This window comes from Pseudoalteromonas phenolica, assembly GCF_005876835.1.
In the GTDB taxonomy this organism is placed as follows: Bacteria; Pseudomonadota; Gammaproteobacteria; order Enterobacterales; family Alteromonadaceae; genus Pseudoalteromonas; species Pseudoalteromonas phenolica_B.
The window spans coordinates 123446-147608 of record NZ_PPSW01000011.1 but is presented as its reverse complement, the minus strand read 5'-3'; the positions used below and the strand labels follow the sequence as shown (position 1 = coordinate 147608).

At 42.0% G+C, this 24163-nt stretch carries 22 protein-coding genes and 11 tRNA genes; 23 read left to right on the top strand and 10 right to left on the bottom strand.

Annotation, left to right across the window (positions count from 1 at the left end; all coding sequences use genetic code 11):
- Nucleotides 1–4: 4 nt before the first annotated feature.
- Genes C1E24_RS07985 through hemA form a run of 4 tightly spaced genes read right to left on the bottom strand, consistent with a single transcriptional unit; the run spans nucleotide 5 to nucleotide 4794 of the window.
- The gene (locus C1E24_RS07985) at nucleotides 5–1558 is read right to left on the bottom strand and encodes a DUF3369 domain-containing protein (RefSeq protein ID WP_138480354.1); all 1554 of its coding nucleotides are present in this window, start codon (nucleotides 1556–1558) and stop codon (nucleotides 5–7) included.
- Nucleotides 1559–1590: 32 nt separating this feature from the next.
- The gene (gene prmC, locus C1E24_RS07980; protein ID WP_138480352.1) at nucleotides 1591–2442 is read right to left on the bottom strand and encodes a peptide chain release factor N(5)-glutamine methyltransferase; all 852 of its coding nucleotides are present in this window, start codon (nucleotides 2440–2442) and stop codon (nucleotides 1591–1593) included.
- A gap of 2 nt (nucleotides 2443–2444) precedes the next feature.
- The gene (gene prfA, locus C1E24_RS07975; protein ID WP_058030804.1) at nucleotides 2445–3530 is read right to left on the bottom strand and encodes a peptide chain release factor 1; all 1086 of its coding nucleotides are present in this window, start codon (nucleotides 3528–3530) and stop codon (nucleotides 2445–2447) included.
- A gap of 4 nt (nucleotides 3531–3534) precedes the next feature.
- Entirely contained in the window at nucleotides 3535–4794 is a 1260-nt protein-coding gene (gene hemA, locus C1E24_RS07970; protein WP_058030805.1) for a glutamyl-tRNA reductase, read from the bottom strand.
- A gap of 85 nt (nucleotides 4795–4879) precedes the next feature.
- On the opposite strand from hemA, the gene lolB reads away from it, so the two are divergent.
- From lolB to C1E24_RS07885, 17 genes are all read left to right on the top strand, one after another.
- Nucleotides 4880–5473, top strand: a complete 594-nt coding sequence (gene lolB / locus C1E24_RS07965) for a lipoprotein insertase outer membrane protein LolB (protein ID WP_171040826.1) — start codon at nucleotides 4880–4882, stop codon at nucleotides 5471–5473.
- Complete coding sequence (gene ispE / locus C1E24_RS07960; RefSeq protein ID WP_138480348.1) at nucleotides 5466–6314, top strand: 4-(cytidine 5'-diphospho)-2-C-methyl-D-erythritol kinase; 849 nt, start codon at nucleotides 5466–5468, stop codon at nucleotides 6312–6314. Before lolB ends, ispE begins: the two co-directional genes overlap by 8 nt.
- Before the next feature lie 83 nt (nucleotides 6315–6397).
- Nucleotides 6398–7345 (top strand): ribose-phosphate pyrophosphokinase, encoded by a 948-nt coding sequence (locus tag C1E24_RS07955; RefSeq protein ID WP_058030808.1) that lies wholly within the window; start codon nucleotides 6398–6400, stop codon nucleotides 7343–7345.
- 149 nt (nucleotides 7346–7494) lie between these two features.
- Nucleotides 7495–8106: a 50S ribosomal protein L25/general stress protein Ctc gene (locus tag C1E24_RS07950; protein WP_138480346.1), complete on the top strand. Its 612-nt coding sequence runs from the start codon at nucleotides 7495–7497 to the stop codon at nucleotides 8104–8106.
- Nucleotides 8107–8125: 19 nt separating this feature from the next.
- Nucleotides 8126–8710 carry an aminoacyl-tRNA hydrolase gene (gene pth / locus C1E24_RS07945; RefSeq protein ID WP_058030810.1) on the top strand — a complete coding sequence of 195 codons (585 nt, stop codon included), beginning with the start codon at nucleotides 8126–8128 and terminating at the stop codon, nucleotides 8708–8710.
- Between the two features lie 43 nt (nucleotides 8711–8753).
- Complete coding sequence (ychF, locus tag C1E24_RS07940; RefSeq protein ID WP_058030811.1) at nucleotides 8754–9845, top strand: redox-regulated ATPase YchF; 1092 nt, start codon at nucleotides 8754–8756, stop codon at nucleotides 9843–9845.
- A gap of 224 nt (nucleotides 9846–10069) precedes the next feature.
- A tRNA-Met gene (locus C1E24_RS07935) sits at nucleotides 10070–10146 on the top strand.
- Nucleotides 10147–10193: 47 nt separating this feature from the next.
- Nucleotides 10194–10278 (top strand) — tRNA-Leu (locus C1E24_RS07930).
- Nucleotides 10279–10422: 144 nt separating this feature from the next.
- Nucleotides 10423–10497: transfer RNA gene (locus C1E24_RS07925), tRNA-Gln, on the top strand.
- A gap of 5 nt (nucleotides 10498–10502) precedes the next feature.
- Nucleotides 10503–10587 (top strand) — tRNA-Leu (locus C1E24_RS07920).
- A gap of 38 nt (nucleotides 10588–10625) precedes the next feature.
- Nucleotides 10626–10700: transfer RNA gene (locus tag C1E24_RS07915), tRNA-Gln, on the top strand.
- A gap of 3 nt (nucleotides 10701–10703) precedes the next feature.
- Nucleotides 10704–10780: transfer RNA gene (locus C1E24_RS07910), tRNA-Met, on the top strand.
- A gap of 20 nt (nucleotides 10781–10800) precedes the next feature.
- Nucleotides 10801–10885 (top strand) — tRNA-Leu (locus C1E24_RS07905).
- A gap of 43 nt (nucleotides 10886–10928) precedes the next feature.
- Nucleotides 10929–11003, top strand: a tRNA-Gln gene (locus C1E24_RS07900).
- A gap of 19 nt (nucleotides 11004–11022) precedes the next feature.
- A tRNA-Leu gene (locus C1E24_RS07895) sits at nucleotides 11023–11107 on the top strand.
- Between the two features lie 150 nt (nucleotides 11108–11257).
- Nucleotides 11258–11332: transfer RNA gene (locus C1E24_RS07890), tRNA-Gln, on the top strand.
- A gap of 23 nt (nucleotides 11333–11355) precedes the next feature.
- Nucleotides 11356–11440: transfer RNA gene (locus tag C1E24_RS07885), tRNA-Leu, on the top strand.
- Between the two features lie 148 nt (nucleotides 11441–11588).
- Here C1E24_RS07885 and C1E24_RS07880 read toward each other — a convergent pair.
- On the bottom strand, nucleotides 11589–12752 hold the full coding sequence (locus C1E24_RS07880) for an FAD-dependent oxidoreductase (protein ID WP_138480344.1): 1164 nt from the start codon (nucleotides 12750–12752) through the stop codon (nucleotides 11589–11591).
- A gap of 234 nt (nucleotides 12753–12986) precedes the next feature.
- On the opposite strand from C1E24_RS07880, the gene miaB reads away from it, so the two are divergent.
- The 6 genes from miaB (at nucleotide 12987) to C1E24_RS07850 (ending at nucleotide 18749) form a co-directional block, all read left to right on the top strand.
- Nucleotides 12987–14420 (top strand): tRNA (N6-isopentenyl adenosine(37)-C2)-methylthiotransferase MiaB, encoded by a 1434-nt coding sequence (gene miaB / locus C1E24_RS07875; RefSeq protein WP_138480342.1) that lies wholly within the window; start codon nucleotides 12987–12989, stop codon nucleotides 14418–14420.
- A gap of 55 nt (nucleotides 14421–14475) precedes the next feature.
- Nucleotides 14476–15519, top strand: a complete 1044-nt coding sequence (locus C1E24_RS07870) for a PhoH family protein (RefSeq protein ID WP_138480340.1) — start codon at nucleotides 14476–14478, stop codon at nucleotides 15517–15519.
- 5 nt (nucleotides 15520–15524) lie between these two features.
- Nucleotides 15525–15986 (top strand): rRNA maturation RNase YbeY, encoded by a 462-nt coding sequence (ybeY, locus tag C1E24_RS07865; RefSeq protein ID WP_138480338.1) that lies wholly within the window; start codon nucleotides 15525–15527, stop codon nucleotides 15984–15986.
- Between the two features lie 43 nt (nucleotides 15987–16029).
- Entirely contained in the window at nucleotides 16030–16908 is an 879-nt protein-coding gene (gene corC, locus C1E24_RS07860; RefSeq protein ID WP_138480336.1) for a CNNM family magnesium/cobalt transport protein CorC, read from the top strand.
- A gap of 58 nt (nucleotides 16909–16966) precedes the next feature.
- Nucleotides 16967–18463, top strand: coding sequence for an apolipoprotein N-acyltransferase (gene lnt / locus C1E24_RS07855; protein WP_138480334.1), 1497 nt, complete (start codon nucleotides 16967–16969; stop codon nucleotides 18461–18463).
- Between the two features lie 97 nt (nucleotides 18464–18560).
- Nucleotides 18561–18749 carry a hypothetical protein gene (locus C1E24_RS07850; RefSeq protein WP_138480332.1) on the top strand — a complete coding sequence of 63 codons (189 nt, stop codon included), beginning with the start codon at nucleotides 18561–18563 and terminating at the stop codon, nucleotides 18747–18749.
- Between the two features lie 51 nt (nucleotides 18750–18800).
- On the opposite strand, the gene C1E24_RS07845 is transcribed toward C1E24_RS07850, so the two are convergent.
- The 5 genes from C1E24_RS07845 to C1E24_RS07825 all read right to left on the bottom strand — a co-directional run bounded on the left by C1E24_RS07845 (nucleotide 18801) and on the right by C1E24_RS07825 (nucleotide 24086).
- Nucleotides 18801–19982, bottom strand: a complete 1182-nt coding sequence (locus C1E24_RS07845; protein WP_138480330.1) for a heparan-alpha-glucosaminide N-acetyltransferase domain-containing protein — start codon at nucleotides 19980–19982, stop codon at nucleotides 18801–18803.
- Nucleotides 19983–20307: 325 nt separating this feature from the next.
- The gene (locus C1E24_RS07840; RefSeq protein WP_138480328.1) at nucleotides 20308–20619 is read right to left on the bottom strand and encodes a hypothetical protein; all 312 of its coding nucleotides are present in this window, start codon (nucleotides 20617–20619) and stop codon (nucleotides 20308–20310) included.
- 70 nt (nucleotides 20620–20689) lie between these two features.
- Nucleotides 20690–21172, bottom strand: coding sequence for an FKBP-type peptidyl-prolyl cis-trans isomerase (locus C1E24_RS07835; protein WP_138480326.1), 483 nt, complete (start codon nucleotides 21170–21172; stop codon nucleotides 20690–20692).
- Nucleotides 21173–21177: 5 nt separating this feature from the next.
- Nucleotides 21178–23589, bottom strand: a complete 2412-nt coding sequence (locus C1E24_RS07830) for a Lon protease family protein (RefSeq protein ID WP_138480324.1) — start codon at nucleotides 23587–23589, stop codon at nucleotides 21178–21180.
- 38 nt (nucleotides 23590–23627) lie between these two features.
- Entirely contained in the window at nucleotides 23628–24086 is a 459-nt protein-coding gene (locus tag C1E24_RS07825) for a zinc ribbon-containing protein (protein ID WP_138480322.1), read from the bottom strand.
- Nucleotides 24087–24163: the final 77 nt, after the last annotated feature.

Below are 24163 nucleotides of genomic sequence, written 5' to 3'. Positions count from 1 at the left end.
TTAATTAACTACTCTGCTTATCTGGATACTTCACTAAAATCGCCTCTAAGTCGTCAATAATACTATTAAACACATCCACGAGCTTAGGATCAAAATGCTTGCCTTTCTGACTATTAATTTCGGCCACAACTTGCTCTAACTCCCAAGCAGGCTTGTAACAACGTCTATGACGAAGTGCATCATAGACATCGGCTAGAGCAACAATTCGACCATAAATATGAATACTCTCGCCTTGTTTACCGGCTGGGTAGCCTGAACCGTCCCACTTTTCATGGTGATCTTTAGCAATAATCGCCCCTGCATTGACAATTTCACGGCGCGAGTCTTTTAAGATCTCATACCCTTTTTCAGCATGAGTTTGCATCACTTGCCATTCTTGCTCTTCAAGCTTATCTGGCTTATTTAAAATCGCATCAGGAATACCGACTTTACCAACATCATGAAGTGGCGAGGCCATACGCACTAACTCTGCATCACGCCTTGGTAAACCATACCCTTCAGCTAGGGCATAACAAATATGCGCAACGCGTTTTACATGATTGCCTGTTTCGGTAGAACGTTGTTCTAGCGCTTCACTCAATCTGTAAACTAGCTCTTGTTGGGTGTCTTCAACTTCAGCCTGCAGTTGCACATTCTCATAAGCTAGTTGTACATTTTGCGAAAAAATTTCAATTAAATGTTTTTGTGTATCGGTTAGAAAATCAGGAATACCAGACACAAATAACATTGAGCTATGATTAAACTCACTGGTGCAGTAGGCGAACAAATAATTGTCTTTATAAACTATGCTTTTTTCTTGCAAAGCAGTAGAGCAAGCTTGAAGTTGATCTTGATTTAACACTTCAGAAATTGGTTTACCTTCACAAGATTCGAACTCACCACGGCCAGTAAAAACGACAAGTTGTTCAGCGTTATGATTCGCGTCGTTACTTGCAACCAAAGACGTCGCGTAAATCGCTTCATCGACTGTACCCAATAAAGAGGTTAGCTGCTGAACCACGCCCTTAATGAAGTGCTCTAAGGAATGTGATGAAAAGATGTCTCTTGAAGCGCAAATAATCTTTTCTAAGCCTTGTCGTGATTGCTCGATGGCTAATATGTCACGATAAGAGCGCAGACTAGACATCACAACTGTGAAAAGCTTTTGTGCTGTCAATTCTGTCTTGGATTTATAGTCATTAATATCATAGTTAACGATGACTTGCCTTTCCGGCGCTTGACCCGGTTGACCAGTTCTTAAAATTATACGAATATGGTTGTTTTTCGCGGTTTCTCGAATGAACTTAGCGACTTGTAAACCCGCATCGTCAGTTTCCATCACCACATCAAGTAATACAATTGCCGCATCTGGATGTGCTTGGATCACCTTACGCGCTTCTTCACCAGAGTATGCACTAATAAACTCTAAACGCTTCTTTTGAAACTCAAAATCACTTAATGCAAGCTTAGTTACCGCATGAACTTCAGGTTCATCATCGACAACAATTACTTTCCAAACACCATTGCTGTCGGGCTCAACAACATCGTTCGGCTCATCTGAAAACAAAAAATCATCCATACGCGGGGTCCTATATAATAAACAGGGCGTTACTATCGCTTGCCTTGCCACTGGGCCATGGTTACTCGATCACAGCCTGCCATATCTTTTATAGTAAGTATATTGCTATACGCCATTTGTGCAAAAAACTCTTGTAATAACAGCGCTTGTTGATAACCATGCTCAATCAGCAAATATCCATTAGGTGCCAAATACAGGCGTGCTTGCTCGATGATTAGCTTAATATCTGCCATACCATTATCAGGCGCGACAAGTGCACTTTTTGGTTCAAAACGCACATCACCTTGGCTCAAATGCTCATCAAGTTCATCAATATACGGCGGATTACTGACAATAAGATCAAATTGTTGATTTGGTACTGCACTGAACCAATCGCTTTGCATAATAGTGACATTACTCAAGGCGAGTTTTTGTTGGTTTCGCTTTGCAAGCGAAACGGCTTGCTCAGAATAATCAACCGCAGTGACCAGCCAATTAGGCTGCTCTGATGCCAGCGATAACGCTATGGCGCCGGTGCCAGTCCCCAAATCAAGCATTTTTGCATTGGTAGGCAAATCTAAGTTAAGCGCTTTTTCAACTAGGGTTTCGGTATCAGGTCTAGGAATTAACGTCGAGTTATTGACTTCGAGTTCTAAACTCCAAAACTCGCGCACACCAACTAAATGAGCAACAGGATGCCCTGTTTCTCGCTCTGCGATCAGCTTCTTAAATGCACCCAATTGCACATCAGTAAGTTCGGCTTCAGGCCAAGTAAATAAATAGCTTTTAGGTTTATCAAGTACATGAAGCAATAAAACTTCAGCATCAAGTTTAGGTGAGTCAGAGGTATTTTGAAGAGTGCGGGTTGCCCAAGCGATTGCTTGGGCGACGGTTAGGTTTTCCACGATTACTCGTCACCCATTGCTGCTAGTAAGTCAGCTTGGTGCTCAAGTAATAATGGATCAATCACGGCACCTAGTTCACCGGCTACGATCTCATTCAGACGGTAAAGTGTTAGGTTAATACGATGATCAGTAATACGACCTTGCGGGTAGTTGTAAGTACGAATACGCTCTGAACGGTCACCACTACCTACAAGGTTACGACGTTCAGATGCTTCAGCTGCTTGGCGCTTCTCATCTTCAGCTTGTTGTAGGCGTGCACCTAGTACAGAAAGTGCTTTAGCACGGTTTTTGTGCTGAGAACGCTCATCCTGACATTCCACAACCACACCTGTCGGAATGTGCGTGATACGAATTGCAGAGTCTGTTTTGTTAACGTGCTGACCACCGGCACCCGACGCGCGGAAGGTATCTACTTTTAAATCTGCTGGGTTAATTTGAATCGCTTCGGCTTCAGGAATTTCAGCCATCACTGCGACCGTACATGCAGACGTGTGCACACGGCCTTGAGATTCAGTTTCAGGCACACGTTGAACACGGTGCGCACCTGATTCGAACTTCAATTTACCGTAAACACCTTCACCACTGATGTGTGCGATCACTTCTTTATAGCCACCATGCTCGCCTTCGTTGGTGCTAACAACTTCAACTTTCCATTTTTGGGTTTCAGCATAGCGGCTGTACATACGGAATAAATCACCAGCGAAAATTGCTGCTTCGTCACCACCTGTACCTGCACGCACTTCAAGATAAACATTGTTGTTATCTTTCGGATCTTTTGGCAGCATCAAAATTTGGAGTTCATCTTCAAGGGCTACAATGGCAGCTTTTGCTTCTTTATATTCTTCTTGCGCCATCTCACGCATATCAGGATCTGAGTCCTTCAGCATTTCTTCAGCTGTCGCCACATCGTCTTGGGCTTGCTGGTAAGAAGCAAACGCTTTAACTACGTCTTCAAGTTCTGAGTATTCTTTTGATAAGGCACGGAAACGATTTTGATCGCCAATAACTTCTGGATCACTTAGCATCGCTTGCACTTCTTCATAGCGCTCGGCTAAGGTCTCTAATTTACGATATACAGACTCTTTCATTAATTTACTTTTCCTGCTCGATTCCTAATGTTTGTTTAAGCACGGCCAATTTATCGATATCACCCTCTTGCGCCGCGGCCTGTATTGCCCGTGTTGGTGCGTGAGTTAAACGATTTGTGAGCTTGTTAGCCAATTCAAGCAACACTTTTTCGGCTGATTTGCCTGATTGTAGCTGATTTACAGCCTTTTCTACTAATTCTGTTTTTACTTCTTGCGCCGAATCTCGATACTGTCGAATAACATCAATCGACCCTTGTGAACGTTGCCACTTGGCAAATTCATGAGTTTTTTGCAGTATGATCTCTTGCGCTTGCTCTGCCGCCTGCTCTCGGCTAGCCATGTTTTCGTTGACGATGGCTTGTAAGTCATCAACTGAGTAAAGGTAAGCCGCATCTAACTCGCCTACCTGACTTTCAATATCTCGCGGCACGGCAATATCAACGAACAACATCGGCTTATAACGGCGTTGTTTGAGTGCTTGCTCGACCATACCTTTACCAATAATAGGTAATGTACTAGCAGTTGAACTGATAACAATATCGGCGTCATGCAGTTTTTCTGGCAATTGCGCCAATGAAATCACATCGGCTTCAACTTCTTCAGCTAAGTTTTTAGCACGCTCAATCGTTCTATTCGCAACCGTGATGGCTTTTGGGTGTTGTTGATATAAGTGTCTGGCTACCAACTCGATAGTCTCACCTGCACCGATTAACAGCACTTTAGTTTTATCTAGTTGACCGTAAATGTGCTTAGCTAGATTAACTGCTGCATAGGCAACAGATACAGCACTGGCACCAATATCAGTTTCAGTTCTTACTTGCTTGGCGACTGAAAAGGTTTTTTGAAATAAACGCTCAAAAGTGGGTAGCACGCAGTCATGCTGCTTTGCGCTGTTGTAAGACTGTTTGATCTGACCAAGGATCTGTGGCTCGCCTAACACTAAAGAATCCAAACCACAGGCTACGCGCATTAAATGATTTATGGCGTCTTGGTTTTGATGAATATAAACATTATCTTCAAGCTGTTCAGTGTCGATACAGTGAAAATCAGCTAACCATTTGAGAAGCGCTTGGGAATTGCTATGCTCAAGGCTACAATACAGCTCAGTTCGGTTACAAGTCGAGACAATCACGGTCTCTTTAAACTGCTCAGAGCTCGCTAATTGCGACAATGCGTTTGATAATTGCTCAGGTGAGAACGCCACTTTTTCGCGTAATTCAACTGATGCTGTTTTGTGATTAATACCAAGTGCGATAATGGTCATAGCTACCAATAAATTGCTCGAGCCCTGCTAGAAAGCCGAGAATTTTATCAAACATCCTGCAAATATGGAAAGGAAGGAACAACATTTGAAACAAATTCATTTGATTTTGCTCATGTTTTTTTTATTTATCAGTGGCTGTGCCCAACGAATAACTGAGCAAGACGTACCGCAAACTGATTGGCGGTCGCAATTAGAGGCACAAAAAAACTGGAAAGCCAGTGGTAAAGTTGCCTTTATTGCGCCAGATGATCGGCAATCTGTTAACTTTAATTGGCAACTTAAAGAAAGTCGTCAACATCTAATTTTATCTAGCTTTATTGGCACACAATTACTCGAATTAGTCGAGCATGAAAATCACAGCGAAATGGCCTATCAGGATGAGCAATATATTGATCAAAGCAGCAGTGAATTGATTGCACGATTAAGTGGCTTTCAATTACCTTTTGAAAAAGCACCACTTTGGTTAACCGGTGCCATCAGTAGTGATAATAATCAATATGATCCACAATCACGCCTTAAATCTGCAAAGTGGACAGATGAACAAGGTAAAACATGGCTTATTGACTATCAAAGCTATCAAATGGTTGATGGCTTTTGGGTACCAAAACGAATTTCGCTTACCCAAGATAAATTAAAAATAAAAATTCAACTCAATTCATGGCAGTTTAATAATGAATAACTTGACTCTAACGGCTCCAGCAAAACTTAATCTGTTTTTACACATCAATAATCAACGGGAAGACGGCTATCATGAATTAGAGAGCTTGTTTACCTTTTTAGATTTTGGTGACGAATTAGAGTTCAACTTAACGAATGACAACCAAGTTAGTATTGTTGGTGATACCAATAATATCAAAACCGAAGACAATCTAATCTTTAAAGCGGCTCAAGCTTTGTTGCCATATAAGCAAACAAACCAAGGCGTAACGATTGGCTTAAAAAAATGTTTGCCTATGGGCGGTGGTGTTGGTGGTGGTTCATCCGATGCAGCAACCACTTTGTTGGCATTAAATTCATTATGGCAATGTCACTTAGACCTAAACACCTTGGCAGAAATAGGCTTAACACTTGGTGCGGATGTACCTGTCTTCATTAATGGTAAAACTGCCATAGCACAAGGTGTTGGCGAAAAACTCAATGCAGTTGAAATTGAACATAAATGGTATTGTGTGGTGTTCCCCAACGTTCATATTAGTACGGCAAAAGTCTTTACTCACCCTGATTTACCAAGAAGCACCCCTAAACTAACCAGTCAGTTGTTTATGGAAAATACCAGTAACGATTGTGAAGCTCTGGTTAAAAAGCTCTACCCCGAGGTTGAAAAGACCCTGCAGTGGTTGCTAAAATACGGCCCGTCAAGAATGACTGGGACGGGAGCGTGTTGTTTTGTCGAGCTAGACTCTGAACAAAGCGCACGGCGTGTACTCTCTGAATTACCCAATGCTTGGCAAGGGTTTATCGCCCCAAGCCATGCTGTATCACTGGCCCATCGCCAGTTATCGTCATGGCTTAAAGAGTAGAAGTAAAATTGTTTAAGTTAGCCTGTTTTGACAACGTCATTGCATGTTAGTCCAAAAAATTTCAGTGCCTGAGGAACCCTACCGTGCCTGACATGAAGCTCTTCGCTGGTAACGCAACGCCTGAGTTAGCTCAAAAAATTGCGAAACGTTTATTCATCGAGTTAGGTGATGCTGTTGTTGGTCGTTTTAGTGACGGCGAGATCAGTGTTCAAATCAATGAAAATGTACGTGGATCGGATGTTTTCATTATTCAATCAACCTGTGCCCCTACAAACGACAACTTAATGGAACTAATCGTGATGGTTGACGCTTTGCGTCGTGCATCAGCAGGTCGTATTACAGCTGTTATCCCTTACTTCGGTTATGCGCGTCAAGACCGTCGTGTTCGCTCAGCTCGTGTACCAATCACAGCTAAAGTAGTAGCAGACTTCCTTTCAAGCGTTGGTGTTGACCGCGTATTGACTGTAGACCTGCACGCAGAACAAATTCAAGGTTTCTTCGATGTGCCTGTAGACAACGTGTTTGGTAGCCCTGTTCTACTTGACGACATGAAGTCTCGTGAATTTGACGATGTTGTAGTTGTATCTCCAGACATTGGTGGTGTTGTACGTGCTCGTGCAATTGCAAAACTACTGAACGATACTGACCTGGCTATCATCGACAAACGTCGTCCGAAAGCAAACGTATCTCAAGTTATGCACATCATTGGTGATGTAGAAGGCCGTGACTGTATCATCGTTGACGACATGATCGACACAGGTGGTACATTATGTAAAGCAGCAGAAGCACTTAAAGAGCATGGCGCTAAACGCGTGTTTGCTTATGCAACACACCCTGTACTTTCTGGTGCTGCGGCAGAAAACCTTCGCAACTCTGTTATTGATGAAGTTATCGTAACTGACTCAATCACTTTAAGTGATGAGCTTCGTTCAATCGATAAAATTAAAGTTTTGACCCTTGCAGATATGCTGGCTGAAACAATTCGTCGTATCAGCAACGAAGAGTCAATCTCGGCAATGTTTACACACTAAACGACGCCTACTTTAACAAAAAGCACCTCCGGGTGCTTTTTTTGTTTAATTTACCATCCAGCGGTGGTATAGTAGCGCGCCTTTTTAAGGTAGAGGATTTGGTCGCGAGTCCTCTAATCATTAATTTAACTTTTATTTTGGAGACATCCATGTCTAACGAATTATACACTTTAGAAGCAGAAGTACGCGAAGTTTTAGGTACTGGTGCGAGCCGCCGCCTACGTCATGCTAATAAAGTACCAGCGATCCTTTACGGTGCTGGTAAAGATGCAGTTGCTTTAACGCTTGACCACAACAAAGTAATCAAAGCGCAAGAAGATGAAGGTTTCTACACTCACATCCTTACACTAAACATCGGTGGTGAGTCTGTTGAAGCGATCATTAAAGACATCCAACGTCACCCGTTCAAGCCTAAAGTAACTCACTTAGACTTCCAACGTGTTGACGCTGCTCACAAGATCCACACTAAGGTTCCTGTACACTTCATCAACGAAGAAGCTGCAACTAAAGGCGGTAACACAATCGCTCACCACGTAACAGAAATCGAAATCACTTGTTTACCAGCTCAACTTCCTGAGTTCGTAGAAGTAGACGTAGCTGCATTAGAAGTAGGTGCAACAGTACACCTTTCTGACGTAGCTCTACCTGCAGGTGTTGTTTCAGTAGAACTAGCTAAAGGTGAAGGTCACGACCAAGCAGTTGTTACTTTAAACGCTCCTAAAGGCGCTGCTTCTGAAGAAGCTGAAGAAGCTGCAGAATAATTTCTAAGGTGTTAGCACCTTGAATACTATTCAAATGCTTGTGGGCCTGGCTAATCCAGGCCCCGAATATGCTCAAACCCGTCATAATGCCGGTGCGTGGTTCATCGAAGAACTGGCAAAACGCTACAATTGCATCCTCAAACCTGACTCAAAGCATCACGGCCTTACTGGCAAAGTGATAATCAACAACCAAGAATTCAAACTGCTTATTCCTACAACTTATATGAATTTAAGTGGTAAAGCGGTATCAAGCCTTGCTAATTTTTATAAAATCCCAGCTGAAAATATTTTAGTTGCCCATGATGAAATGGACATGGAACCGGGGATCGCCAAAATTAAAAAAGGCGGTGGTCACGGTGGTCACAATGGCTTGAAAGACATTATTGCTAAAATGGGCAATAACAAAGAATTTATGCGTTTACGTGTTGGTATTGGTCACCCTGGTCACAGAGATAAAGTAACAGGCTGGGTTTTAGGTAAAGCTCCTCAAGCCGACCAAGAAAAAATCGACGCTGTGGTTGATGAAGCTGTTCGCTGTATGGAAATTTTAGCAAAAGACGGTGTGTTAAAAGCACAAAACAGACTACATTCATTTAAGCCGTAAAATCGCTTACGGCAACAATTTGATTAACTGAAGGTTCAAAATTATGGGTTTTAAATGTGGCATTGTAGGTTTACCTAACGTTGGTAAATCAACCCTATTTAATGCATTAACTAAAGCGGGAATTGAAGCCGCAAACTTTCCGTTTTGTACAATCGAACCAAACACAGGCGTTGTTGCCGTGCCAGATCCGCGTTTAGACCAACTGGCTGAGATTGTTAATCCTCAAAAAACAATCGCAACAACCATGGAGTTCGTTGATATTGCGGGTCTTGTAAAAGGCGCGTCAAAAGGTGAAGGTTTAGGTAACCAATTCCTTGCTAATATTCGTGAAACAGATGCCATTGGTCATGTTGTTCGTTGTTTTGAAGATGAAAACATTGTTCACGTGTCTGGCCAAGTAAATCCGGCTGATGATATTGATGTTATCAACACTGAACTTGTTTTAGCAGACATGGAAGCTGCGGATCGTGCAGCTCAACGTAATGCTAAAAAAGCGAAAGGCGGCGATAAAGAAGCTAAATTCCAGAACGAAGTACTAGAAAAAGTGAAAGCCCATTTAGATGAAGGCTTAACACTGCGTTCTTTAGAGCTTAGTAAAGAAGAACTCGCTGCTATTAAGCCGCTTAACTTCTTAACAATTAAGCCAACCATGTATATTGCGAACGTTACTGAAGATGGTTTTGAAAATAACCCATTCTTAGAGCAAGTTCGTGAGATTGCTGCAAACGAAGATGCAGTTGTGATCCCTGTGTGTGCTGCAATTGAATCTGAGCTTTCAGAGCTAGAAGAAGAAGATAAGTTAGAATTTATGGCTGATCTAGGTCTTGAAGAACCAGGTCTTAACCTTGTGATCCGTGGTGGTTACGAGCTACTTAAATTACAGACTTACTTCACTGCTGGTGTAAAAGAAGTACGCGCTTGGACTATCCCTGTTGGTGCAACAGCGCCACAAGCTGCAGGTAAGATCCATACAGACTTCGAACGTGGTTTTATTCGTGCGCAAACAATTGGTTTTGATGATTATATCGAATTCAAAGGCGAAAGCGGTGCGAAAGACGCAGGTAAAATGCGCCAAGAAGGTAAAGAATACATTGTTAAAGATGGCGACGTAATGAACTTCCTGTTCAACGTTTAATCGCGTTAACTGAGTGTTTTAAAAAGGAGACTAGATGTCTCCTTTTTTGTTTTCTAAAAGCAGCTCACTTTTTATCTTTTTATGGTTCATATTCAGCCATTTCGCGCAATTAATCTGCAAAAGAACTTTAATGACAACTTTTTTGCAAAAAAGGTGTTGACGAGTTTGGAGCATATCAGCATAATACGCCCCGCACCAGCGATGGTGACAAACTAAAAAGAGATGGCTATGTAGCTCAGCTGGTTAGAGCACATCACTCATAATGATGGGGTCCCCTGTTCAAATCAGGGCATAGCCACCATGCTTTTTAGAGTTGATTAGCAACTATAAAACTAACTACCTTGTAGTGCGGAAGTGGCGGAATTGGTAGACGCGCTGGATTTAGGTTCCAGTATCTTAGGATGTGAGAGTTCAAGTCTCTCCTTCCGCACCATGTTCTCGATTAGAACTAAAATAATCAACTACCATTAGTTGGAGTATCGCCAAGCGGTAAGGGCAGAAGAGAGAGGCTTTGATCCCTCACTCATTTATCCCCCCAGATTCAAATCCTGGTTCAACAAAGATTTGAGGTTTTCGTTGGAGTATCGCCAAGCGGTAAGGCAGCGGGTTTTGATCCCGCCATTCCCAGGTTCAAATCCTGGTACTCCAGCCAACATTGCGGAAGTGGCGGAATTGGTAGACGCGCTGGATTTAGGTTCCAGTATCTTCGGATGTGAGAGTTCAAGTCTCTCCTTCCGCACCATGTTCTCGATTAGAACTAAAACAATCAACTACCTTAGTTGGAGTATCGCCAAGCGGTAAGGCAGCGGGTTTTGATCCCGCCATTCCCAGGTTCAAATCCTGGTACTCCAGCCAAATGGCTATGTAGCTCAGCTGGTTAGAGCACATCACTCATAATGATGGGGTCCCCTGTTCAAATCAGGGCATAGCCACCATTTTCTTCTAAAGAAAATATGCGGAAGTGGCGGAATTGGTAGACGCGCTGGATTTAGGTTCCAGTATCTTCGGATGTGAGAGTTCAAGTCTCTCCTTCCGCACCATGTTCTTAAAGTTTGAACTAAAAAAGCTTTTACTACCTTTAGTTGGAGTATCGCCAAGCGGTAAGGCAGCGGGTTTTGATCCCGCCATTCCCAGGTTCAAATCCTGGTACTCCAGCCATCTCTATTTGAGATAAAATGCGGAAGTGGCGGAATTGGTAGACGCGCTGGATTTAGGTTCCAGTATCTTCGGATGTGAGAGTTCAAGTCTCTCCTTCCGCACCATGTTCTTGTAAGTTTGAACTAAAATAACTTATCTTATCCTTGATGTTGGAGTATCGCCAAGCGGTAAGGAAGAAGAGAGAGGTTTTGATACCTATCTCATCTCATTCAGATTTAATCTGGAATTATCGTGTAGTTATATATCCATCTTGTTGGAGTATCGCCAAGCGGTAAGGCAGCGGGTTTTGATCCCGCCATTCCCAGGTTCAAATCCTGGTACTCCAGCCAATCTCTTACGGGAAAAAAACATTGCGGAAGTGGCGGAATTGGTAGACGCGCTGGATTTAGGTTCCAGTATCTTCGGATGTGAGAGTTCAAGTCTCTCCTTCCGCACCATGTTTTCTAAAATTATCTAATCACCCTACCCTATAAACAAATCATTCATAATTTACCTGTCTCGTTTTTATATCCTTTTTCTCGCATACTTTTTTACACGCACAAAAAAAGCGAACCTTAGTCCGCTTCAATCAAAGAAATTTACTGATTAAAAATCACCGCCCATCGCATGCTTTAATACTTGTTTCTTCAGCACACCTGCATTGTCAGCCACTTTTAATGCTAAATTGCGAAGGTGCTTTAATGGTTTTATGTCATTCGAGAAACCAAAGTAACACGCATCCATCATGCTCATCATCGCCAAATTATCTAAACGACGCTTTTTCTCATATTTATGCAAAGATAAAGGGCAGCCGAAATCGTCTGTCGATTCTAATGCTTCGGCTAGTGCAGCTACGTCTTTAAAGCCTAGGTTAACTCCCTGTCCTGCCAATGGGTTAATCGTGTGGGCTGCATCTCCCACAAGTACAACTCTACCTTGTGAATAAGTATTAGCATGTTGCCTAGCAAGCGGAAACACCGCCTTTTCTTCAACACTAAAATCGCCAGGCAACGCAAAGAAGTTTGACTGAATTTCAGCTTTTAGTTGTTCATTCGATAATTGTTTCAATCGAGCAAGCTCAGCGCTATCGTGATACCAAATTAAATTGGCATACGGTGCGTGCATAGGCAGAAACGCAATTGGGCCTGTTTGTTTAAATTGCTGCCATGTTTTTGTTTGCTGCGAAGCATCAATTTTGATTAGGACACCCATACAACTTTGTTGATATTGCCAGCCTGTAACACCTATTCCAACTAAATGTCTTACCTGTGAGCGACCACCATCAGCGGCAACAAGTAAATCGGCGGTATAACTTTTGTTTTTATAGTGCAGTGTAACGGTATCATCAGATTGCTCTATGCTCACTGGTAAACCATCAACGTGCTCAACTTGTATTTGCCATTGCTCAAATTGCGCCCATAAACTGGCTTGCGTTAAGCTGTTTTCGATAAGATGGCCAAGGTGACTCGTGCCAACTTCTTCACTATCAAATAACAATGAGTTTTGTGCTGACTCATAGGCTTCTAGCTGGGTATAAGGGGCAATTCTATTTTCTCTGAGTAAAGGCATTGCGCCTAACTCATCAAGTAAAGCTTCTGAAAAGCGATTAATGGCAGAGATTCGAATATCAATTTTTTCACTCGCAAGCACCGCATGAGGGTCTATACACTGTTGCTCTAAAACTGTTACCGACGCGCCCTGTTTTGCTAGCTTAATTGCTGTAGCTGCACCGACCATGCCGCCACCGACTATAACCACCTTGTTTTTCATCTATTTTGCCTCTTAAAAACAATGTCGACATTGTACCGCAAGCCACGCTAATTTGTCTGACTGTAATGCGCAAAATACGTTTCAATTTGATCACGCTTTGCAAAGTTAAAAACTATACTTGGCTAGATGTGCTTGGTCATATAAAATACGCGTCCTTTAAGTTGTGCGTATACTTTTTAGGTCTAAGCAAGTGGCCTAAATTAGAGTCCGAATTGAAAACGAGGCAATATTTCAATGAGTAAAAAATTGCATATTAAAACCTGGGGTTGTCAGATGAACGAGTACGACTCGCAGAAGATGGCTGACCTGTTAGATGCAACCAATGGTTATGAAGTAACCGAAGAAGCTGAACAAGCTGATGTAATCTTACTCAACACCTGTTCAATTCGTGAAAAAGCACAAGAAAAAGTGTTCCATCAACTGGGTCGCTGGAAGTTACTAAAAGATGACAACCCAGATCTAGTTATTGGCGTGGGTGGTTGTGTGGCTTCACAAGAAGGCGACACAATTCGTCAACGCGCACCGTTTGTTGATATCGTATTCGGCCCGCAAACATTGCACCGATTACCTGAGATGATCAAGCAAGTACAAAGCAAGCAAGGTGCGGTTGTTGATATTTCATTCCCTGAAATTGAAAAGTTTGACCGTCTACCAGAGCCTAAAGCAGAAGGCCCTACGGCATTCGTTTCAATTATGGAAGGCTGTTCTAAATACTGTACTTTCTGTGTTGTACCTTACACGCGTGGTGAAGAAGTAAGCCGTCCGTTAGATGACGTATTACTAGAAGTTGCACAACTTGCTGAGCAAGGTGTTCGTGAAGTTAACCTACTTGGCCAAAACGTAAATGCATTCCGCGGTGAAATGCACGATGGTGAAATCTGCTACTTCTCAGATCTACTACGTTACGTTGCTGCCATTGATGGTATTGACCGTATTCGATACACCACATCTCACCCAGTTGAATTCACGCCTGACATCATTGAAGCGTACGCGGATGTGCCTGAGCTTGTAGATCACTTACACTTACCGGTACAAAGTGGTTCTGACCGTGTTCTTAACCTTATGAAACGAGGTCATACAGCGTTAGAGTACAAGTCAACTATTCGTAAGCTACGTAAGATCCGCCCTAACCTGTCAATGTCTTCAGACTTCATCATTGGTTTCCCGGGTGAAACAAACGCTGACTTTGAAGCAACAATGAATCTGATCAATGACATTGGTTTTGATATGAGCTTCAGCTTTATCTATTCAGCGCGCCCAGGTACGCCTGCGGCTGATTTGCCTGATGATGTTTCAGAGCAAGAGAAGAAAGAGCGTCTATACATTCTTCAAAACCGTATCAACCAGATGTCTCAAGACATCAGTCGTAAGATGTTTGATACTGAGCAACGTATTTTGGTTGAAGGTCCATCGAAGAAAAATCCAATGGAACTGCGAGGTCGTACCGAAAACAACCGTGTTGTGAACTTTGAAGGTCCGCATTCAGTGATCGGTCAGTTCGTTGATGTACGTATTACCGAAGCTTTACCTAACTCTTTACGTGGTGAGCTAATTCGTACAGAATCAGAAATGAATTTAAGGAAAGATGTTGCACCTGCCGATATTTTAAATCGTGCGCCGTCGGAACCCGAAGCCGATGAGTTAGGTGTTGCAACCTTTACACCTTAATTAAATACAGATTGCGCCAGCACTTTTGCTGGCGCGGTTGTTACAGGAAGCAATTTTGAGCAGTCAACTAAAGAATATTGAGTTTTATTTAGAGCCCGCCGACAACGTTCGCCTTTCATCACTTTGCGGCCCTTTTGACGAGAATTTAAAACAAATAGAACGTCGCCTTGGGGTTGAAATCACGCACAGAGACAACTGGTTTAAAGTGACTGGACAACCTGTTCAAGCTAAAGCCGCTACCGATATCATAAAAGGTTTATACATTGATACTCAGCCTGTTCGTGGCGAAGTAAATGAAATTGAACCTGATAACGTGCATTTAGCGATCACTGAAGCAAACTGTCTAGAGCAAGATGCACCGAGTGTATGGAATGAAGAAGTTTATATTAAAACCCGACGTGGTGTGATTAAGCCTCGCAATCCGAATCAGAGTCAGTATGTGGCTAATATTCTTCGTCATGATATCAGTTTTGGTATTGGCCCTGCTGGTACTGGTAAAACCTACCTTGCAGTTGCCGCTGCTGTTGATGCACTAGAACGTCAAGAAATTCGCCGCATCTTATTAACTCGCCCAGCAGTTGAAGCAGGTGAAAAACTTGGTTTCTTACCTGGCGATTTAACACAAAAAATCGACCCATACCTGCGTCCACTCTATGACGCATTGTTTGAAATGCTTGGCTTTGAGAAAGTTGAACGCTTAATTGAAAAAAATGTCATAGAAGTCGCGCCGCTTGCCTATATGCGTGGTCGAACGCTTAATGATGCCTTTATCATTCTGGATGAAAGCCAAAACACCACCACAGAACAAATGAAAATGTTCTTAACGCGTATCGGCTTTAATTCAAAGGCAGTGATCACAGGTGACATTACGCAAGTTGATTTACCTCGTGGTGCGCGCTCTGGTCTTCGTCATGCCATTGAAGTACTGAGTGATGTCGATGAGATTTCATTTAATTTCTTCAAGTCACATGATGTTGTTCGTCACCCTGTTGTGGCACGTATTGTTGAAGCATACGAGAAGAAAGAAGAATCTGAGCGAAAAGAAAAGGCTGAAAAAGAGCGCCTTCGCAAAGAAGCGAAAGCGAACCAAGCTGAGTAACAGACATGAGCGTTGAATTAGATTTACAAATTGCCTGTGAATTTGAAGATTTACCTTCACATGAACAGTTTGAATTATGGGCTGACAAAGCCCTATCTGCGTATCGTGAACATGCAGAGTTAACTATTCGTATTGCTGATGAAGCTGAAAGCCAAGAGCTTAATAGCCAGTATCGTGGCAAAGACAAGCCGACTAACGTGCTGTCTTTTCCATTTGATGCGCCACCAGGCATTGAACTCCCTCTTGTTGGCGACTTAATTATTTGCCCACAAGTTGTCAAAGCAGAGTCTATAGAACAAGAAAAAAGCTTTCATGAGCACTTTGCTCATATGACAATTCATGGTTGCTTGCATTTACTTGGATTTGACCATATAAATGAACAAGACGCCATTGAGATGGAAGGCATCGAAAAAACATTATTAGCCGAATTGGGCATAGACGATCCATATCGTGATGATGCTTACTAATTTCGACTAACAGAATTTTATTTAATTGGAGATATAAAAAGAAATGAGCGACGATAACTCGCAAAGTAGTCAGGGTTCTGCTGGCAAAAGCTGGCTAGGACGCATTACCCAGATGCTGCAAGGAGAACCCCAAAATAAAGAAGAGCTGGTTGAAGTCATCGCTGATGCGCAAGAGCGTTCACTCATCGACCCTGAGACCAAAGACATGATGGAAGGCGTATTAAGCGTCTCTGAACTTAAAGTTCGCGATATCATGATCCCTCGCTCTCAAATGATTACTTTAGATGTAGATGAGTCTCTAGAGCATCAACTTCCTATTATGGTTGAATCATCACACTCTCGCTTTCCAGTGATCTGTGAAGACAAAGACCATGTTGAAGGTATTTTGCTTGCTAAAGACTTACTGCCGCTGATTTTGGATAAATCTGATGCTCTACCAGCATTAAGAGAGTATCTTCGTCCTGCTATTGTGGTACCAGAAAGTAAGCGTGTTGACACCTTGCTAAATGAGTTTCGCCAAAAGCGTTACCATATGGCGATTGTTATCGATGAATATGGCGGCGTTTCAGGTTTAGTAACCATCGAAGACATTTTAGAAACCATCGTTGGTGAAATTGAAGATGAGCATGATGACGATGAAGAGCACGATGATATTCGTCAGTTGTCAAAGCATGTATTCACCGTGCAGGCGTTAACGCCTCTTGATGAATTTAATTCGTTTTTTAATACTGATTACGATACACAAGAAGCCGATACCATCGGTGGTATTATTCTTCATGCCTTTGGTCATATGCCAAGTCGTGGTGAAACAATCGACATCGAACCGCTACAGTTTAAAGTCACTAACTCTGATAATCGTCGTATTATTCAACTTCAAGTAACAGTACCAAAGACTGAAACTACCGAAGATCACGTTGAGTAAGGTGTTTTCCCTCTTTTCTAACAAACATGCTTGGCTTGCATTTTTTGCAGGCCTTGCCATGACTTTTAGCTATGCACCGTTTAGCCTATGGCCCATCGCTATTTTTGCACTCGTTGCGGCTTGCTACGTAACAGATAAACAGTCTGCCCGAAGCGCAGCCAAATATGGCTTTGCTTTTGGTTTTGGCTGGTTTGCACTTGGTATAAGCTGGGTGCATGTCTCTATAGCTCAGTTCGGTGGATTACCTTTACCAGTTTCTTTGTTATTGATGGGGTTGCTCTGTGCCTATTTAGCAATTTACCCTGCGCTGGCTTTTGCATTTGCCGCTAGGTTCAGCCAAAGCGCGTGGCAAAGGATCGCATTGTTAATAGCCGGCTTTGCTATTGCAGAGTTTTTACGTGGTAAATTATTAACTGGCTTTCCATGGCTCAGCTTTGGTTATGTATTTACTGATTCACCACTTAATATCTTTGCACCTGTAATTGGCGAGTTTGGCTTAACTTTACTGGCTGTGTTTCTTGCTAGTAGCATTTATTACAGCATTAAAGCAAAACAGGTCTCTTTTTCTCTTTCATCGTTTGGTGCTCTGCTGTGTTTATACCTTACGAGTAGCTTCACTGTTTCTACTTCGCACTCTGATAAGCGCATTTCAACTTTGCTTGTACAAGGCAACATCCAACAGAGTTTGCGCTGGGAGCCAGAACAGTTTTGGCCAACCATGTCAAAATACCGAGATATGACCCGGGTTGAATGGCACGACACAGACCTCGTCGTCTGGCCTGAAGCGGCCATTCCCGAAATAGAAGATATGGCAGCACCATTTTTAGAAGGGCTAGATAAAGCTGCAGCCTTTAACAATACCTCAGTGATTACAGGTATCCCTGATTACCAGTTTGATACCAAGGCGGTCTACAACACGCTTATTGTTTTAGGTAAGAAATACCCAGACTCTAGTGAAGGCCACTACAAATACTTACATTCAAATAGGTACCAAAAGCATCAACTTCTGCCTATTGGTGAATTTGTGCCATTTGAAGATATTCTCAGACCGTTAGCCCCTTTGTTTAACCTCGCTATGTCCTCATTTTCTCGAGGTGAGCGTGTGCAAAACAACCTCATTGCTAATGGCTTACATATTTTGCCAGCTATTTGCTACGAAATCGTATTTAGCGATTTGGTTAGAGATAACTTCACAGAGCAATCTGACATTCTCTTTACAGTCAGTAATGACGCTTGGTTTGGAGATTCTCACGGCCCCCATCAGCATATGCAAATTGCTAGAATGCGCGCCCTAGAACTGCAAAGGCCGCTTGTTCGAGTCACCAATAACGGTATTACGGGCGTCTATGACCCCATCTCTCAAACTGAGCAAACAATACCGCAATTTGAAGCGAATGTACTGAAAGCAAAAGTGCAATTAATTACCGGATTAAGCCCATTTAGCCAATATGGTCATACACCAATTTGGATCTTAGTATCACTGCTTACACTCACCGTATTGGCCAACAACACCAAACGCGCTTTACTTAGCCGATTTGAAAAGAATTTTTTGTGATTCATTTTTAAATTAATTTCAACCCTTGATTTACATATTAATTTAATTTACCTTTTTAAGGTCCATTTTGGACAATGAATTAAAAGGAACCTTAAAAATGAAAATTGTATTAAAGAAAAAGCAACTTAAAAGCCTAAATAATAAGACTATTTCATCGGCAGCTACACCTGCAATCGTTGGAGCAAATGGTGGTAACGGTGCATGTGGCACAACTGAATATTGCCACTTCGACAAACAACTAGTCCCTGCTGACACAAAAGTAAATACAGTACCAATTACTTTCTAAGCTAGATTAAACTAAGCGGTACTATCGCCGCTTTATAATTACAGTATTAGGCTAAAGTTTAAGCCTAACACCAAGTTTATTTAAGCCAGTCACAGCAAACATCATCACCACTGCAAACCCTAGACTCCATAGAATCCCCATTACGCCACTACTCATAAACTCGGGTCTTGCTGGAATTGATAGTAGCTGTAAGGCTGCAATTAAAATATAGGGCAAGATATAAATTAATAATGGGTTATTTGCCGCTGGTTCAAATACCTTGCACCAATCAGTCTGTGCCTTTAACTCAACGATATAATAAATAGCACCAAAGATCAGTGCACAGAAGAAGATACTCATGAATGCCCAACTTGGCGTTGCCCATATCTTTGAAACTGGCCAATGCCACCAGCTCAACAAGGTAAGTGCGCCACTAACAAATACAAAAGCAAAATAGTTGAACCACTTTTTGTCAGTTAATTTAGCGTGATAAAAAATTAAGCTCATCACCACACCTGCTAAAACTATCGTCGCATGGGTATGGTTTCGGTTATCTTCAACAAGTCGGTCAAGAACACCGTTAATACCGCTTAAGTGTTCTATAACAAAATATAACGCGACAAATGCAAGACTGGCTGCAATTAATTTAATGACATCTTGTTTAGTAAATAAATAAACTGCCACACTAAAAATAAACGCCCAGCCGATTAAACCTAGGATCCCCCACCACTGAGGTGTCATACCACCGTAAGGGCCGTCGTAAATATATGCCAGCACAATAAGGCCAAGTATGCCTAAATATTTACAGCCTTTGACTAATACACTTGAAAGGTGCTTTGGATAGTGACTCCATATGAGCAGTACACTGGCATACATCAACAAAGTCCAAAGCGGCATAGATATCAGCATTTTGCTTTCATCATAACCATATATGGTGTTCACCATAAACAAGCCGATTACGATTAATCCAAGCGCTCTGAAGGCTGCATCAACTAATAAACGTTTTGAGCTCGCTCCTTTTGCAGCTTTTGCTTGTGTTGAAAATGGAATAGACATGCCCACAATAAATAAGAAAGCTGGGAATACTAAATCTACAAAAGTCATGGCGTTCGCATCGGCAGGCATATGCGTCATCCAAGAAGGAATGTTTTTAATTGCGGCAAGTTCGTTTACAAATACCATGGTGAGGATCGTCAAACCACGGAAAACATCGATAGCCAGAATGCGACGGTTAGGTAAGCTGTACTCGGTCATTTATTTCTCTCTTATCAATAGCCGCTCAAAGCTACCTAAAGCAAAACAAAGCTGCAATTAAACACTACAAATCGCAAATAAAATAAACCAAAAATGATGAATCGTTTGATAAATTAGTTGAAGGCTTTTCAAGTACCTATGGAGAGTGAATGACATATTGGCGGAAAACCTAATCAATAAGCACTTGAGTAGAGTATTAGATAGAATAAGATTCAATGAATACAGATAAATCTCATTTTCTTATGATGAAAAATGAGATTTATCTTTTTATTCAGTCACCACACTGTGAGTATGCATGATAGATTTTCATTCAGTAATATTTGAGTTAAGCCAGAAAAATATAACTGATCATAACGATAACTGAGACCGCCATAAAACGCGTATCAAAATCACGCATTCTTTTGGTTAATAACTGCAAACGCTTATCCTGGGTTTTACTTAGCTCGCCAAATTTCAGAGACTCTTCAAGGGCAATCACAAACACGTTATTAACCCCTACTTTCATTTTGTCTTTTGACAAACGGATAAATACTTCAGGGTATGTCTCTGCAACATGTGCTTTTATTTCATTGACATGCTTGGCTCTGAAATAAACAAAAAGTACCATTAATGTAGTGATAACAAGACCCATATACATATTCTCTCCTTACATTATGTATAAAAAAGGAGGCTTAGCCCCCTTTCATGTTTCTAAATTTATACTAACGTTACGATTCTATTTTTAAAAGCTCAACTTCAAAAATCAACAATGAGCCAGCTGGGATCTTACCTGCTGCACTGTCCCCATAACCTAACTCAGGACTGATATAAAACTTGAACTTACTGCCTTCAGTCATTAGCTGTACACCTTCAGTCCAACCTGGAATAACCTGGTTTAAGCCAAAGCTGATCGGGCTATTTCGCTCTACTGAGCTATCAAATACGGTGCCATCAGCAAGTGTGCCATGGTAATGAACTTTTACTTTACTGGTGGCAGAAGGTTTTGCATCTCCCTCACCCTGTGTAATCACTTCGTACTGTAAGCCAGAATCAGTTGTGACGACAGTGTCTTTTTTTGCATTTTCTGCCAAAAACTCTGCCGCTTTAATACGGTTCTCTCCTGCAGCCGCTTTGTTCTTTTGCGACGCACGAGAAAATAGTGCCACTAAAATCACGATGACAATCACTAAAATTACATTGGTTGTAGACACGCTACTTACTCCTTATCTTGCTCTGTTTCTTCTTTATCATTATCGCCACTGACCACATCAGCAATTTGCTGTAATCGAGCCAGTGTTAGCGCATTAATCGAGCCCTCTGGGTATTCACCCTCGACTAGCTCTCCGGCATCACGATTCATTAATAAGCTCAATGCTTCATCTACGTTTGAAACCGCATAAATATGGAAGCGACCACGCTCTACTTCTTGTAAAACCTCGTCATCTAAGACTAAATTAACTCGATTAGATTGTGGAATGATCACACCTTGCTGACCGGTTAAACCACGCATTTTACAAAGCTTAAAGAAGCCTTCTATTTTTTCGTTTACGCCACCAATCGCCTGCACTTCACCATGCTGGTTAATGGAGCCTGTCAACGCTAACGACTGGTTAATAGGTAGTTGAGTGATAGCTGAGATCAAGCCGCATAATTCAGCAAGTGAGGCACTATCGCCGTCGATATAGCCATAACTTTGTTCAATCGCGATATTGGCACTGAGTGTTAAGCTAAAGTTTTGCGCATACTTGTTACCTAAATAACCCGTTAATAACATCACGCCTTTAGAATGAATTGACTTACCTAAGTCAGCTTCACGTTCGACGTCAATGACACCATCTGAACCTGCATATACCGTAGCCGTAATACGCGCAGGTGTACCAAATGCCGTATCACCAATATGTAATACCGTCAGACCATTGATTTTAGCAATCGCTTCACCGTCAGTTTCGATCAGTGTGTGGCCTTCTTTAATATCGCTTAGCATATTTTCGCTAAGTTGACCGGTTCGATACTGCTTACCTGCAATGGCTTCATCAATATGCTCTGCAGTAACCTCTGTTACATTGTCTTGTTTTGCATAAAAGCTTGCTTCTGCAACTAACTCGAGCACATCTGCAAATCTTGCTGACAGCTTGGTGTGATGCTCTGCTTGGCGATAGCTAAACTTGAGCAAACGCGCAAGACCACACGCCGAAATACCACAGCTTAAAGTTTTATCGCAATACTCAAGTACTTTAGTTATGAACTGATATTGAAGTTTATCGCTACTTGGCAAGTAGTAGTCAAAATCAGCCAATACTCTAAATAGCTCAGCAAACTCTTCGTCGTAATCACTGATGGCATAATATAAATCACGTGAGCCCAACAAAATAATCTTCACATCTAGTGGAATTAACTGAGGACGAAGCGTGAAACTGCTGCCTACTGAACTATCTTGATACGGCAAATCATTCTTTATTTGGTGGGTTTTAAGCGACAACTTTAGACCATCCCACACTTGCGAGTTAGCCAAGACTTTATCGGCATCCATGATCAGGTAACCACCATTGGCCTTATGTAACGCACCCGGTTGGATTGATCGATAACTCGTGATTAAGTTGCCTTGTGAAGTGGCGTATTCAACCTTGCCAAAAATATTGCCAAAAGTTGGGTTTGGCTCGTACACCACAGGTGCAGGCTCACCATCTTTATATTCAACCAGAATATTCGGGGCAAAAAAGTCATTTAACATACCTCGATGGTCAAACTCGTCTTTGTTTTCCTCGCTGCCGCTGTCATCAAGCCATTCTAGCACCGCATCAACGATTTCAATGCGGACATCTTTTAGATAACGAATAACACCAATGTGGCTAGCATACTTGAGCTCTAGTTTCTTCAGTAAAGGCTTAGTGGCAGTTTCAACCGTTTGCTTCTTTAAGTTTCTCAGCTTTTCAGATGATTCACGTTTCCAACGTGGTAGCTCAATTAAGGCTTCTATAAGGTCATCTTCTAACTTATCTATGGCATCAAAAAAGTGTTCTTGCACTTTCTCATCGAGTGCAGCAAATTCTACATCATCTAATTGTTTGCCATCGATCACTGGCGCAAAGGCCACCTGGTTGCTTTCTTCTATCAGCGCCACACTTTTTTTTGCGGCAAGCTCTGCAACTGCGGTAATGGCTGCGTCATACTTGTTATCGAACTCTTTATCGATGGACTTCTTTTTGCGTTGATAACCAGGGTTATCGAATGCTGCAGGAAAAGTATCGGCTACTTCATCTAGAAACTCATCCATGTCATCAGCAAGCTCTTTGCTCTGACCTGGCTGCATAAATAGCGCGATAGGTTTACGGTGATCGTCGTAGTTATTGACGTACAACCACTCATTTGGCGTTGATTTAGTTTTACTGTGTGCTTCTAACTTGTCTTTTACCATGGTAAAACGGCCTAATGCCGCTTCGCCCATTACAAAAGTGTTATAACCAGGCAAGTCCATACCCAGTGAGAAATCTAAAGCACTTTGGGCGCGTTGCTGACCAATAAATGTCAACGCTTCAGGATAAGGGTTGCGCATGCATGACTCAACATGCGCAAGAGAAACAGTTGGCGCTAAGGCCTCAATAGGTAAAGGTGCTATCTTATTTGTCATTCCTAACTTCTTTTTATTATCTAACCCAATTGGCTAGACTATGGAGACAATGCTTTTCGGCTGAATTCTTGATGCTCACATTGGCTACATGCTCTAATTTCAGAGGCATAAAGTACATCTGTAGTATGATGACAATTTTTACATACTAATTGCCCCATGGCTATCCATTCACCCGCTTTGTAAACCCCATCATGCTCAAAATCTTTTAAAAGCGCCTGCCATTCTAACTGCGTGCGGTCTTCTAGTTGCGCCAACTCAAATAGCACACCTGCCTTTAATTCTTGCCAAGCAATATCATCAGTGCCTTTATAGTCATCTTCTAAATGTTTTAAATCTCGCTTGAGATAATGGCTGTAGTTTTTTACCTTCTCTTCGCCGAGCTCTTTTAGCTTACCTTGGCTTTCAATAAATTTATTAATTAAGTCTTCAAGCTCATGCTCTTTTATATCTTTCAGCCAATGCGCAAAATCATCTAACCACTTTTTATACTCCGCCATGGCAGACTCCATTTTTAAGTAAACTTTCTATAACTATAGTCCAGTGGCAAAAAAGTGATATTTTGCTGCCTTGTAAG